We start from the raw sequence: 15,156 nt of genomic DNA, 5'->3' as shown, positions 1-15,156 counted from the left end.
CCCCCGCTGCGAGCCTGTATGAAAAGTAATCCCCCGGCTCAGAACCCGATCGTGGCGACCATCGCCAGCCGGGTTTCCTTGCTGTCGGCAAAGGGCGCCTTCTTCAATTGCTGACCAAGATCGAGTTCGAGATCGAGATAGCGGCCCACCGTATAGTGCGCCTTGGCGCCCACGCTCACCAGTTCGGCGTTCTTGGGCGAATCCGGCAGGCGCCGCTGCTGCCACACTTTGCCGTAGTCCACGAAGAGGCCAAGCTGCATCTGGTCCTCGAACTGCCCGCTCTTTGCCAGCAGGTGGAAGGCCGGCGAATTGAGTTCGGTCTTGGCAAGGAAACCCTGGCTGCCCAGCGCCGCGTTGGGATCGTAACCGCGCACGCTGCCAAGGCCGCCGGCAGAAAGCTGCTCGCTGTACGGCAGGTTGCTGGTGGCGAACTGGGCCATGCCGCGCACCACCCAGTTGATCCCGTGCGGGAGATAGGTCGTGCGCGTGATCGAGATGCGGTCATAGGCGTAAGTCGCCTTGCCATAGGGCACCAGCTGCTGGAGATCGGCATCGTTATTGTGGCTGGTGACATTGCCGGGCGAGATCACGGTCTGGTTCTCCAGCACCGTCTGGCCGTGACGGTCGTTGATCGTGCCGGTGAAGATCACCGGAACCTGGAACACCTCGACGGCGGAATCAAGCAGCCGGAAGCCCAGGAATTCAAGGTTGCTGTTCGCCCGCTTGTAATCGATGCCCACCTGGATGCTGGTCCGCACCGTGCCCGGCCCGCGCATGTTGTGCACGAAGCGCGCGCTGACCTGGCCGGAATGCCCCTCGCTGTTGAACAGGTCGGAAAATTCCGGCTTCTGAATGGCATAGGCACCGAAGATCATCAGTCGGTCATCCGGCGTGATCGGGATGACGTCGCTCGCGGAATGGGAGGTATATTCACCCTTGAAGCTGCGCGTGAACTGATACGAGAGGATCTGGCCGGTCCCCAGCACATTGCCCCAGTTGAAGCCCACGAACCATTCGTCGCGGCCCAGCGTGGGCACGCCCTGATTGTCATACCCGGCATAGACGCGCACCGGCAGCCGGTCGTGTGCTTCCAGCACGAGGTCGGTCGTGCCGGTTTCCTGCCCGGGCCGGACCACGCCGTCCACGGTGAGGAACGGGTTCTGGTTATAGTCGTCCAGGGCCTCGCGCAGGCGCGGCAGGGTCAGCACTTCGCCCGATCTCAGATCGCTCATGCCCCGGATCAGGTTCGACGAGAAATGGCGGTTGCCCGTTACATCGATCGCGCCGACCCGATATTCGGTGACGACCACCTGCACCACGCCGCTCTGCACGTTCTGCGGCGGCACGCCGACATCGACGAAGGGATGATCCCCGGTCCGATAAGCATCCTGCACCACGCGGACGATGGCATTGAGATCGCCGCGCGTCAGCGGCCGGTTCAGATAGGGCCGCATCGCGGCGTCAAAGGACGGATTAGTCAGCAGCGGCAGGCCCCGCACTTCGACGCCGGAGCCCACCCCATCGGCGGCAATGCCCGCCGGTTGCAGCCCGGCGGGACCATTCACGAAGACCAGTCCGCGCAGCACGGGAAGGATCTGCGTGGCATCATCGGCGGAAGCGGCCGGCGACGGCGGCGTAGGCACTTCCGGAGCGGGCTGATTGGGCGGCTGTTTCGGCATACGCCGCTCGAAGTCCTGCGCATGGGCCAACCCCATTCCCAGTCCTGTCCCGAACGTCGCCGCACCCGCCGCGACAAGCGCGGTCACCACCTTCATCGATTTCATCATCATTGCCCCCCGCCAAGACCGATTGCCGGTGAAGGCGTGTCGTAGTGGATCTGGATCTGCACGCTGCCGCCGCCCCGGTTCAGGATCTGGTCACTGGAATTGACGACGGCGGTGCGCTTGCGGATCGTCCAGTCGGTCGCGGTCTGGTCGATCCCGCCCGGCTGCAGGATGCTCGGCATCGCCGCCATGCCCTGCGTGAGTCCCTGATAACGCGGGAAGATGCTGGGATAGACGATATAGAACCGCCCGAAGAGCCCGCCCCAGAACTTGGCCTGCAAGTCCGGCAGATCGGGCAGGCACAGCACCACCGAAGCGCACGGATAGGCATAGAGGATAGTGCCCGGCCCGGTCGCAACGTCCGGCAGGTTGTAGTTGGCGAGCAGCGTGCCCTGGTTGGCCAGATAATCGGAAGGCGAAAGCGCGGCGGTCACCAGGTGCTGGCCCGGTTCGGGCGAGGCATAAGTGCCCTGCGTCTGCGTGATGCTGGCGCCGTCACCCGCCACGAAACCGGTGATCGTGTAGTCGCCGGGCTTGAGCGTGGCATTGGTATTGCCGTCGCGCTGCTTGGTGGGATTGCCGGTGATCGCCACCGTCAGGTCCGCGCGGTTGATCGTGCCGTCGCCCGAGGCGCTGGTGGGCAAGACATAGTTGCTGAGCAGCGTGCCGCTATTGGCGGTGAAGTCCGAACTGTCGAGCGACGCCGTCTCGGTATGGGCACCGGCATTGGGGCCATCGTAGAGGCCCGAGGTCTCCGTAATCCGCGCGCCCTCTCCGGCCACGAAGCCGGTCAGGCTGTAATTGGCGCTGGTCAGCGCGACGTTGCTGTTCCCGTCATAGGTCTTGGTGGGATCGCCAATGATCGCCGCCGTCAGGATCGCGCGGTCGATCGTGCCCGCGCCCGAAGCCATGGTGGGCAGGACGTAGTTGCTCAGCAGCGTTCCGCCATTCGCGGTGAAATCGCCCGTGGCAAGGCCAGCCGTGACGATGCGGGCGCCGGCATTGGCGCTGTCGTAAGTGCCGACGGGTTGGGTGATGATGGCGCCCTCCCCGGTGGCGAAACCGGTCAGGCTGTAGTTGGCGCTGGTGAGCGCGATCGTCTTGTTACCGTCGTAGGTCTTGGTCGGATTGCCGATGATCGCCGCCATCAGGACCGCGCGGCTGATCGTACCGGCACCCGAAGCGCTGGTCGGCAGCACGTAGTTGCTGAGCAGTGTGCCGCTGTCCGCCGTGAAGTCCCCGGCGTCGAGGCTGGTCGAAACAGTGTGCGGACCGGCGTTGGCGCCGTCGTAGAGGCCCGCCGTCTGGTTGACCGTCGCGCCTTCACCGGGCGCGAAGCCGGTCAGGCTGTAATTCGCGTCGGTCAGCGTGGCCGAGGTGGTACCGTCATAGGCCTTGGTGGGATCGCCCACGACCGTGATCGACAGTACCGCCTGGTCGATAGTGCCCGCACCCGAGGCGCTGGTGGGCAGGGCGTAATTGGACAGGAGCGTGCCGCTGTTGGCGCTGAAGTCGCCCGCGCCAAGGCTGGCGGTGACGGTGCGCGATCCGGCGTTGGCGCTGTCATAGAGCCCCGCCGTCTGCGTGATGGTGGCGCCCTCTCCGGCGATGAAGCCGGTGAGGCTGTAATTCGCGCTCGTCAGCAGGGCGTTCGCATTGCCGTTGTAGGTCTTGGTCGGATTGCCGATGATCGCCGCCAGCAACGCGGCCTGCGTGATCGTGCCTGCTCCGGTGGCGCTGGTGGGCAGGATATAGTTGGTCAGCAAGGTGCCGCTGTTCGCGCTGAAATCTGCGCCGCCAAGGCTGGCGGTAACCGTACGCGATCCGGCATTGGCGCTGTCATAGAGCCCCGCCGCCTGCGTCACGCTTGCGCCCTCGCCCGCAGCGAAGCCGGTGAGGCTGTAATTCGCGCTCGTCAGCGTGGCATTGGCGTTGCCGTCGTAGGTCTTGGTCGGATTGCCGATGATCGAAGCCATGAGGATCGCCTGCGTGATCGTGCCCAGCCCTGCCGCGCTGGTCGGCAGCACGTAGTTCGACAGCAGCGTCCCGGAATTGGCCGCGAAATCGGCACTGCCCAGGCTGGCGGTGACAAGGCGCAGGCCCGCGTCACGGCTTTGATAGGTGCCGGAGGTCTGGGTGACGCTCGCCCCCTCTCCCGAAACGAAGCCGGTAAGGCTGTAGTTCGCACTGGTCAGCGTGGCGGCGGTGGTGCCGTCGTACGTCTTGGTCGGGTTGCCGATGATCACTGCCAGCAGGGTCGCCTGCGTGATCGTGCCCGGACCGAAGACGGTTGTGGGCAGCAGATAGTTGGACAGCAAGGTTGTGCCGGTTGGCGTGAAATCGGAAGGATCGAGGTCCGCCGTGATCAGGTGGATACCGGCATCCTTCGACGCATACCTGCCCACCGTCTGCGTGACGATCGCGCCGTCGCTACCCACGAAACCGGTCAGGTCATAATTGGCCGGGGTGAGCGTCGCGATCGTGTTGCCGTCATAGACCTTCGTGGGATTGCCGATGATCGCGCCGTCGATAGCGCGCCCGTTGATGGGGCGCGGGTTGATCGTTCCTGCTCCGGACGCACTGGTCGGCAGGATGTAGTTCGACAGCAGCGTGCCGCTGTCGGCGGCGAAATCGATGCTTCCCAGTGCGGCGGTAACGATCCGCGCCCCGGCGTTGGGGCTATCATAAGTTCCGAAGGTCTGCGTCACGCTCGCGCCCTCACCGGCGACGAACCCAGTCAACATGTAATTGGCACTGGAGAGCGCGGCATCGGTGGTGCCGTCGTACGTCTTGGTCGGATTGCCGATGATCGCAGCGGTCAGGATCGCCTGCGTGATCGTGCCCGCCCCGGTCGCGCTGGTGGGCAGGATATAGTTGCTGAGCAATGTGCCGCCGTTCGCCGCGAAATCGCCGCCGGCAAGGCTGGCGGTCACGCTGTGCGATCCGGCATTGGGTCCATCGTAGAGGCCGGCGGTCTGGGTGACCGTCGCCCCCTCGCCCGCGATGAAGCCGGTAAGCGTGTAGTTGGCGCTGGTCAGTACGGCGTTGGCGTTGCCGTCGTAAGTCTTCGTCGGATTGCCGACGATCGCGGCCAGCAGCGTGGCCTGGGTGATCGTGCCCGCGCCGGTGGCATCGAGCGGCAGCACGTAGTTGGTGAGCAGCGTGCCGCTGTCGGCCACGAAATCCGGACTGCCGAACGTGACGCTCACGGTGCGGGGCCCGGCATTGGCGCTGTCGTAAGTACCCGCGGTTTCGGTGACCGTCGCACCCTGCCCGGCCACGAAGCCGGTGAGACTGTAGTTCGCGCTGGTCAGCGTGGCTGCGGTGGTGCCGTCGTAGACCTTGGTCGGGTTACCGATGATGCTGGCCGTCAGCACCGCGCGCTCGATCAGGCCGAAGCCGGTTGCTGTCGAGGGCAGGAGATAGTTCGACAGCAGCGTGCCGCTATCGGGCGCGAAGTCGCTTGCCCCCAGCGTTGCCGTGATCTGGCGGAAACCGGCGTCGGGAGAGGCGAAGAACCCGTCCGTCCGGGTGATCGTCGCGCCCTCGCCGGCAGCGAAACCGGTCAACGAATAGTTGGCGGGGGTGAGCGTGATCGCCGTAGTCGCATCGTAGGTCTTGGTGGGCACGCCGACGATCGAGGCGACCAGCACCGCCCGGTTTATCACGCCCGCACCGCTGGCCGTGGTGGGCAGGACGTAGTTGGACAGCAGCGTGCTGCCGGTCGCGGTGAAGTCGGTGCCGGCAAGGCTGGCGGTGACGGTCCGCGCGCCCGCATTGGGGCTGTCGTAAGTGCCCACGGTCTGCGTCACGCTTGCGCCCTCACCGGCGACGAAGCCGGTCAGCGCGAAGTTCGTGCTGTTCAGCAGCGCGGCGGTGGTGCCGTCATAGCTCTTGGTCGGCGTGCCGACGATGGCGGCGGTGAGAAGCGCCTGCGTGATCGTGCCCGCCCCGCTGGCGCTGGTGGGCAGCACGTAGTTGCTCAGCAGCGTGCCGGACCCGGCCGTGAAGTCCCCGCCGCCAAGGCTGGCGGTGACCGTGCGCGGCCCGGCATTGGCGCTGTCATAGAGCCCCGCCGTCTGCGTCACACTGGCGCTTTCGCTGCCGATGAAGCCGATGAGCTGATAGTTGCCCGAAGTGAGCGTCGCGGCCGTATTGCCGTCGTAGACCTTGGTCGGGTTGTTGATGATGACGGCGCTGAGCGTCGCCTGCCCGATGGTGCCCGCGCCGCTGGCCGTGGTCGGCAGAACGTAGTTCGTCAGCAAGGTACCGGAATTGGCCGTGAAGTCCCCGCCCGCAAGGCTGGCGGTGACGGTGCGCGGGCCCGCGTTGGCGCTGTCGTAGGCGCCCACGGTCTGCGTCACGCTCGCGCCTTCGCCGGTCACGAAGCCGGTGAGCTGGTAGTTGCCGCCGGTCAGCGTGGCGACGGTATTGCCGTCGTAGGTCTTGGTGGGATTGCCGATGATCGCCGCCGTCAGCACTGCCTGGTCGATCGTGCCGAGGCCCTGCGCGCTGGTCGGCAGGATATAGTTCGACAGCAGCGTGCCCGATCCGGCGGTGAAGTCCCCCGAGCCCAGCGCGGCCGTGACCAGCCAGTTTCCGGCATTGGCGGACGGGTAAGTGCCCGAGGTCTGGGTGACGGTCGCGCTCTGCCCGGCGACGAAGCCGGTGAGCTGGTAATTGCCCGCGTTCAGCGTGGCATTGATATTGCCGTCATAGGTCTTGGTGGGATTGTTGATGATCGCGGCGCTCAGTTGCGCCGGAGTGATCGTGCCGGCGCCGGTGGCGCTGGTCGCCAGGACGTAGTTGGAGAGCAGCGTTCCCGAATTCGGGTCATAGTTGGCCTGCGTCAGCGCGGCGGTGATCGTGCGAGCCCCCACGTTGGCGCTGTCGTAGGTGCCCACCGCTTGATTGATGGTCGCCCCTTCGGTGCCCGCGAAGCCGGTGAGCTGGTAATTGCCGCTCGCCAGCGTGGCCGCGGTGTTGCCGTTGTAGACCTTGGTCGGATTGCCGATGATCGCGACGTTCAGCGTGGCCGGCGTGATCTCGCCGATGGGCTGGGCGGTCACCGCACCGGAAATGCTGTAATTGCCCGCGTCGATCCCGGCGAGCGTCAGTCCGGTCAGCGTCACATTGATCGCGGGCGCCACGTTCTTGTCCGCGTAAGACCCCGTAATCCCGGCAGTATTGACGCTGACGTCATCCCCCGAGACCACGCCGTTCAGCGTATAGGCGGTGGACTGTGTCGGCAGATCGGTGGTGGAATCGTAGACCTTGGTCACCTTGGCAAGCTCGATCAGTGCCTGCGTGATATCGGCCGAGAGCCCGGTCGGCTGCGCCACCACATAGTTGTCGAAGGGATTGTTCAGTAGCGCATAGCCCGCCGCCGTGACCGGAATGTTGGTACCGACGTTCTTGGTCGCGAACGTGCCGCTCGCGGCCGAGGAATCGAGTGCGACGGTATCGCCGCTGACGACATTGACGAGCGCCGCCGAACTGCTGTCCAGCAAGGCGATGGTGTTGCCGTTGTAGACCTTGTCCAGCGCCGTCACGCCCGAGATCGTCAGCACGCGCTGATCGATAGTCCCCGCTCCGGTGGCGCTGGTCGGCAAGGCATAGTTCGAAAGCAGCGTCGCCCCGGTCGGCGAGAAGTCGGGGGTGCCGAGCAAGGCCGTGACCGTACGGCTGCCCTGATTGACCGAATCGTAGGTTCCCGCCGTCTGCGTGATGGTCGCGCCTTCGCCGGACGCGAAGCCGGTCAGCGAATAGTTCGTGCTGCCCAGCAAGGCACTGTTGTTGCCATCATAAGTCTTGGTGGGATTGCCGATGATCGCGGCGAACAATTGGGCCTGCGTGACCGTGCCGATATTGCCCGTCACGCTGGAGCTGATGGAGTAGTTCCCCGCACTCGCCCCGGTCAGGCCGAGGTTGTTGACCGTTACCGGCTTGCCGGTGCCGACATTGGCGCTGTCATTGTACTGGCCCGAAACGCCGGACGTATCGGCAATCACCGTGTCCCCGCCCAGCACGCCGGTAAAGGTATAGCCGGTCGAAGCGCCCGGCAGCGTCACCGTGCCATCGTAGACCTTGGTGACCGAGGTCAGGAAAATCTCGAGCTGCCTGATCGTGGCGGTCAGGCCCTGCGCCTGCACGAGGTTGTAATTGCCCGCGTCCGTGCCGGAAACCGTATAGCCGCTGGTCTGCACGTTCCAGAAACCGGCATTGGCAGTGGGATTGCCCGCGCTGTCAATGAAAGTGCCGGTGCTACCGCTGGTGGACAACACGACGTTATCGTTCCCGAGAACGCCGCTGAGGTGCGTATTGGTATTGTCGAGAGCATCGGCGGACGACTGGTTATACGTCTTGTCCAGCGCAAGTGCGCCGGTCACATTGAGCGTGGCGGGCGTGATCGTGCCGATCGCGGCATCGGTCACACTCGCGGCAATCGTGTAGTTGCCCGCGTCCGCACCGTTCAGGACGACGCCGCTCAGGCTCACCAGCTTGCCGGTGCCGACGTTCTTGGTGTCGTAGTTGCCGGCAATTCCGCTCGCCTGAACGCCCACGCTGTCCCCGGCGACCACGCCGGACAGGGTGTAGGCGCTGTCCACCGTAGGGACCAGAGTGTTGGCATCGTAGACTTTGGTGACGGAAGCGAGCCGGATCGTCGCCTCGGTAATGTCAGCGGCAAGGCCCACAGGTTGCAGCACGATGTAGTTGGGCGCATCCACGCCCGAGGTCGTATATCCCGTCGCGGTCACCGGAATGGCGGTGCCGACGTTCTTGGTGGCGAACTGGCCGCTGGCGCCGCCGGACACGAGATTGACCGTATCGCCCGCAAAGACGCCGGACAGCGATCCGCCCGAGCTGTCGAGCGTGGCTATCGTGTTGCCGTCATAGACCTTGTCCAGCGCGGTCACGCCGATCACTTGCAGGGTGGCCTGCGTGATCGTTCCCGCACCGCTGGCGCTGGTGGGCAGCACATAGTTCGCAAGGTTGGTGCCCGATCCCGCCGCGAAATCGCCCGCGCCGAGCGATGCGGTGACCACGCGCGAACCCACGTTCTTGCTGTCGTAAGTGCCCACAGTCTGCGTCACGTCGGCGCTCTCGCCCCCAACGAAGCCGCTGAGCGAATAATTGGCGCTCGTCAGCGTGGCGACGGTGGTGGCATCGTAGATCTTGGTCGGATTGCCGACGATGATTGCGGCCAGTTGCGCCTGCGTGATCGTGCCGGGTCCGGAGATCGAAGTCGGCAGCACATAGTTGGACAGCAGTGTCCCGGCATTGGCGGTAAAGTCCGAAACCGCAAGAGTGGCGGTCACCGTGCGCGCACCGGCATCGGCGCTGTCGTAGGCCGCCCCGGCGGACTGTCCGACGGATCCACCCTCACCCGCGATAAAGCCGCCCAGCGCATAGTTCGCGGCGGTGAGCGAAACTTCCGTAGTACCGTCATAAGTCTTGGTCGGATTGCCGATAATGCTGCCGGTCAGCGCCAGCGGATTGATGTCCGCCGTCAGTCCCGAAGGCTGCGCCAGCGTGTAGTTGCCCGCCTGCCCGCCGGAAATGGCATAGCCGCCGACATCCACCCGCAAGTTGGTGCCGACGTTGGACTGGCGGAACGCGGCGGAAGAGCCCGAACCGCCCAGGACCACATCGTCGCCCGAAAGCACGCCCTGAAGCGTGGCCGTGCCCGAAAGCGTGGCGGCGGTGGTGCCGTCGTAGAACTTGTCGTTCGCCAGCAGGTTGGCAATCGTCAGCCCGCGCGGCGTGATGTTGGCCGTGAGGCCTTGCGGCTGGAACAGCTGGTAGTTGCCGATCGCTGCGCCGGTAACGGTATAGCCCGAAACGGTGACCGCGATCCCGTTGCCGACGTTCGGCGTCGCGAAATTGCCGGTCGACGCGCTGGGATCGAGCGTAACGTCGTCGCCGCTCACCAGACCGAACAGCGTAGGCGTTCCGACAAGCTGAGCCAGCGTGGTCTGGTCGTAGACCTTGTTCTGCGCCGTCATGCCCAGGATGACCAGCGGCGCAGGCGTGATCGTGCCTGGACCAGCAGCTTCGACGGGCAGGATATAATTGGTCAGCAGGGTATTAGCGCCGGCCGTAAACACGGCCGAGGACGGCAGTGCCGCGGTAATCACGCGGCTGCCGGCGTTCGGGCTGTCGAACTCCCCGGTGGCGGCGCCGGTGATCGTCATGGATTCACCGGTGATGAGGCCCGATATCTCATAGTCGGTCGGGTTGAGGGCAATCCGCGTGGTGCCGTTGTAGACGCGTGTGGGATTGCCGATGATGGTCGCGGTAATCGGCGCACGCAGGATCGTGCCGATGCCGGTCGCTTCGGTCGGCAGCGTGTAATTGTCGAGGTTGGTGCCGGAATCGGCGATGAAATCAGTGGGCGCCAGCTGGGCGATCACGGTGCGCAGGCCGGCATCCTTGCTGCCGTATTCGCCCACCGTCTGGGTGATCGTCGCGCCTTCGCCGGCGATGAAGCCGCTCAGCGTATAGTCCGCCGGAGTCAGGGTGGCGACGGTATTGCCATCGTAGACCTTGGTGGGATTGCCGGTGATATCGGCATTGATGACGCCCGGCCCAAGGTTGCGCCGGACGATCGTGCCCAAGCCGGTGACCGGCGAGGGAATGATGTAGTTCGACATGAGCGTATTGGCGTTGGGATCGAAATTGCTCGCATCGAGATTGGCGGAAACGGTCCAGATACCGGCGTTGGCAGAGGCGTACTGGCCCTGTGTCTGGTTGATCGAGGCGCCCTCTCCGGTAACGAAGCCGTCCACGGCGAAGTTGCTGGGGCCAAGCGAGGCATTGGCATTGCCGTCATAGGTCTTGGTCGGATTGCCGACGATGACGATGGTCAGCGGCGCGGGCGTGATCTCACCCTGGATCGCGCCGGTGGTAGGCAGGATATAGTTCGACAGCAGCGTGTTCGGCCCGGCGACATAGTCGGACGGGTTCAGCGCAACCGCAATATCCCAGATGCCCACGTTCTTAGAGGCGTAGTTGAGCCCCGAAGCCTGCGACAGCGAGATGGATTCGCCCGTGACGACATTGCCGAGCGCAACCTGGCTGCTGTCCACGACGGCATTGGTGGTGCCGTCATAGATCTTGGTCGGCATGCCGTTTCCGGTCAGCGTCAGCGGCCTCGGGGTAATGGCGGCGGTAAGCGAGGAGGAGAAGCTGAGATTGTAATTGCCGGCGTCGGCTCCGCTCAAGACGATCCCGCTGATTGTAACGGGAATGCCCTGTCCCACATCTTTCTGGGCAAAGGTGATCTGCGCCCCCGGCGTGGAAATCGGGACGACCACATCGCGCGAATAGAGGCCGGAAATCTGCAGTCCCGAAGTGTTGACGTCGGCAAAGAAGGTGCCGTCATAGATCTTGTCGTTCGCCGTGATCCCGGTAACGACCAGAGATGCCCGCGTGATATCGGCCGAAAGCCCGCTCGGCTGCGAAACCACGTAGTTCCCGGCGGACGACCCGCTCAGCGTAATGCCGGTGGCCGTGACGGGGATCGCGGTGCCCACGTTCTTGGTCGCGAAGATGCCGGTGGCGCCTGCGAAGTCCAGCGTGACATCGTCGCTGCCCACCACGCCGAAGACCGAGGCACCGGCGGTATTGAGAACGGCATCGGTAGTGCTGTCGTAAACCTTGTCCTGCGCGACGATGCCGCTGACCAGCAGCGAGGCAGGATTGATGAGCCCCGCCCCGGTCGCGGTGGTGGGCAGGATATAGTTGGACAGACTGGTGCCCGAACCGGCACTGAAGTTCGGCGTGGTGAAAGTTGCATTGACGGTCCGCGCGCCCGCGTTGGGGGAATCGTACGCCGCCGTCGCCGCGTTGGAGACATTGATGGTCTCGCCGGTCACGACACCTGTCAGCGCGAAATTGGCGGCGGTGAGCGAGACTGCCGTAGTGGCGTTGTAAGTCTTCGTCGGCGTACCGACGATCGCCGCCGTCAACACCGCCCGGTTGATCGTACCGACCGTGTCGGTCACGCTAGGTGTCGTTACGGCATAGTTGTAGACCGGTATGCCGCCGTGGGTCGCCTGGAAATTGGTCGCCGTTACGGCAATGCCGGTGCCCGCGTTCTTGTCGGCATAAGCCCCGTCGAGGGTCCAGACGTCATTGTTGATAATGCCCGTGACGGTGGTGTTGCTGTCATTGAGCGTGGCCAGGGTCGTGCCGTCATAATCCTTCACCACCGGCCCCAGCGTGAAACTGACACTGGGCGTCACACGGTAGAACCGCCCGTTGCCGGGAGCCGGGAACGCAGTCAGGCCGTCGTAGGCGTAGGAATAGTAATCGGGGATCAGGCCGCCGTCGGTATCGTTGGCGGGATCGTTGGAGGCGACGAACCAGTCGGCCGTTCTGGACGTGAGCGCACTGGCACCCGCATTGTTTACGAAAGTGCCCGTCTCCAGTCCGATGTAACCGTTGGTGGTGATCGAACTACCGGCCGCAAGAGTCAGCGTCCCCGGCAGCGAGAACAGCGTCTGCCCGACCGAGATCGGGGCGTTTACGGTAACATTGCGCCCGGCATCGATCTCCAGTTCACCCACACCCGAGATCATCTGACCGACAACCACGTCGCGGTAGGCATCGAGCGTAAGCGTACCGGTGCCGGTCCAGACGATCGGCGCCGCAACGGTGATGTCGCCCAAGCCGCCCGTGCCGCTGGCACTCGTCTGCTGCGTGACGTTGGTGCCGGTGTTCAACGTACCGACGATCGTGGAGGCCGCCGTGGCATCGATCACCAGATCATCCGGGTCGATCAGCCAGTTGCCGCCGGTGCCTGCTGAAACCGTGGCCGCGCCGACGCTGAAGCTGTGGCCCGAAGTCTCGATCAGCCCGCCACCTTGCGGGCCGCCCGCCGTTATCCGGGCGCCATCGGCAATCGTGGTCGACTGGGCAATATTCGCACCGCTGGCATAGCCGGACGTGCCGACGAGCACTTCGCCGCCGCCGGTCCCGGTCGCGCGGATATCGGCGCTTCCGGCCAGCTGGACTTGTGCGCCGTTGACGCCAACGGTGCCGCCGCTGCCATCCGCGCGCGTGGCGGAGAGCGTGCCGCCGACGTCCACGGTGCCCGAAGGCGCGGTCAGCCAGAGCTGGCCGTCGATCGTCGCGGTGCCCGTGGCCTTTACAAGACCGTCACGATTGCCCGCCAGCGCGAAGATATTGCCGTTGGCCGCCTTGAGCGCCACTGCCGCAGCCTCGATCCGGCCGGTCTGGGTCACGTCGCCGCCACCGGCGCCGTAGGAGACGTAGATGCCGTCGGCCTTGCCGTCGGTCGTCGCCAGCAGCACGTCGTCGGCCGCCGCCAGAGTGACGCGGCCCTGCGCGGCACTGATAAGGCCGCTATTCGTGACCGAGCGCGCGATCAGGACGACGCTGCCGTTCTCGGCACTGATGGTGCCCTGATTGTCGATTCCGCCCGGCGAATTGCCGGCAGCGCGCACTGCCCCGCCCGCCATGAACTGGCCGGGATCGATCTGGCGCGTAGAACCGACGAAGCTGCCCCCGGTAAGCACTTTGCCCCCCGGCCCCACGATCATCCCGGCGGGGTTCATCAGATAGACCGAGCCGGTTGCCGAGAGCGTCCCGTCGATTTGCGAAAGCTGCCCGCCCATCACGCGGTTGAGCGTGGCGCCGGCCGCATTGTTGATCTGGACGGTACGGTCGGCCCCGATCGAGAAGTCCTTCCAGTCGATCACCGCGCGGGCCGAGCCCTGCGTGATCGTCATCGTCGAGCCGGACGTGGCGATCGTGCCGGAGCCGCCCGCGAACACGCCGCCTGTCGGCAGCGGGGCGGTTTGCGCCAGACAAGGCGTCGCCAGGGAAAGGAGCAGAGGGACCGCCATCCCGCCCGCCGGAAGTACTCCGCGCGCGCCGCTCCGGAGCAGTCTTTTCAGGATCGTGGTGCTCAGCATAGCTGAGCGAACATGTGCAGATCCGTGCATAAAGCCTCGCTGCCCACCCGTTGTATTATCTACTTTCCTCCTGTTGACGCAGCCATCCGGAAAAACCCTTAGTACTAAGCATAAATACTTGGAGCGACTGGTTACTTGGTTAGTCGGCCGCTTTGTGTGACATAGTCCACGCAGCGTTTGACGGCAGCAACGTCATCGCGGCTTATGTGACAGGCGGTGGCCCTGCCTTCCCGAAACCCGCCGTTTCGAGGCAGACAATCTGCATCCCCGACTGCGCGAAATCTTGGATTGTCCGATTGCGAATCATTCCATATTCGGGAATATATCTCGTATATGGAATGCGCCATCCACCCTTATCGCGCCTTGGCCGATCACATCCGGCTGCTTCGGACCGATCATGGCCTCAGCCTGCAGGATCTCGCCGCAAAGAGCGGGGTCAGCCGCGCCACGCTGTCGCGGATCGAGAACGCCGAGGTCAGCCCCACGGCCGAAACACTCGGCCGCCTGGCCACCGCCTTTGCCCTTCCTCTCTCTCAGCTTTTTGCCCCGCTCGAACGCGATTTTCCCCCACTGGTCCGTCAAGCGGAGCAGAGTGTCTGGTCAGACCAGGATAGCGGGTTCACCCGGCGCACCGTCTCGCCTCCGAGCGGCCAGTTGAAGCTGGAATTGATCGAGTGCGAGATCGAGCCCGGCCAGCACATTGCTTACGATCAACCGGCATTTCCGGGGCACGAACATCACCTGCTCCTCCTGACCGGGGCGCTTACTCTCACAGTGGATGGGGTGCGGTACGAACTGCGTCCGGGAGACTGCCTGAGGTACCGCCTGCAGGGTGCGTCCTGCTTCGAGACCGGCGATCAACCGGCCCGCTACATCATCGCTCTGGCCTGAGGAACGGCTCGAAATGGAAACGAACGTTGTCGCGCTTGACGCTCAGGCGCTTGAGAAATGCGTCGCGTCGCTGTCCCGGATCCTTGCCGACAGTGTCGGCGATGGCGCGTCCATCAGCTTCATGGCGCCGCTGTCGCGGGACGATGCCGAGGATTTTTGGATAGGCGATGTTCTGCCCGAGGTCGCGGCCGGACGACGGATATTGCTTGGAGCAGAGCGGGGCAACGAGATCGTCGGAACCGTCCAGCTCATCACGGCGATGCCCCCCAACCAGTCGCATCGCTGCGAGATCGCAAAGATGATCGTCCATCCGGGAGTCCGCCGGCTTGGCATCGGGCGGACTCTCATGAACCGGGCGCTCGACACTGCGCGGAAGCTCGGCAAGACCCTCGTCACGCTGGACACGAGAACGGGAGACATTGCCGAGCCGCTCTATGCCTCGGTCGGTTTCAAGGTGGCCGGGGTCATCCCCGACTTCGCCTGGGATCCCGACGGAAAGGCCCGGCACGGCTCCACCTACATGTACAGGCAGATCTAGC

Annotated in this window: 4 protein-coding genes; 2 read left to right on the top strand and 2 right to left on the bottom strand. The window is 64.7% G+C overall.

All coding sequences use genetic code 11. The features are described from left to right. Positions 1–38 precede the first annotated feature (38 nt). Positions 39–1,790 carry a ShlB/FhaC/HecB family hemolysin secretion/activation protein gene (locus AC1VVK_RS20405; protein WP_482906573.1) on the bottom strand — a complete coding sequence of 584 codons (1,752 nt, stop codon included), beginning with the start codon at positions 1,788–1,790 and terminating at the stop codon, positions 39–41. Further along, complete coding sequence (locus tag AC1VVK_RS20400; RefSeq protein WP_482906572.1) at positions 1,787–13,657, bottom strand: YDG domain-containing protein; 11,871 nt, start codon at positions 13,655–13,657, stop codon at positions 1,787–1,789. Before AC1VVK_RS20400 ends, AC1VVK_RS20405 begins: the two co-directional genes overlap by 4 nt. Before the next feature lie 357 nt (positions 13,658–14,014). Between AC1VVK_RS20400 and AC1VVK_RS20395 the strand changes: the two genes are divergently transcribed. Together AC1VVK_RS20395 and AC1VVK_RS20390 are read left to right on the top strand one after the other, a co-directional pair. Further along, positions 14,015–14,617 (top strand): helix-turn-helix domain-containing protein, encoded by a 603-nt coding sequence (locus AC1VVK_RS20395; protein WP_482906571.1) that lies wholly within the window; start codon positions 14,015–14,017, stop codon positions 14,615–14,617. Between the two features lie 13 nt (positions 14,618–14,630). Beyond that, positions 14,631–15,155 (top strand): GNAT family N-acetyltransferase, encoded by a 525-nt coding sequence (locus tag AC1VVK_RS20390; RefSeq protein ID WP_482906570.1) that lies wholly within the window; start codon positions 14,631–14,633, stop codon positions 15,153–15,155. Position 15,156 lies beyond the last annotated feature (1 nt).

The sequence above is a fragment of the Novosphingobium sp. BL-S-32 genome (genome assembly GCF_056857055.1).
Note: the sequence above shows the minus strand (reverse complement) of the source record. Positions and strands in the feature narration are given on the sequence as shown.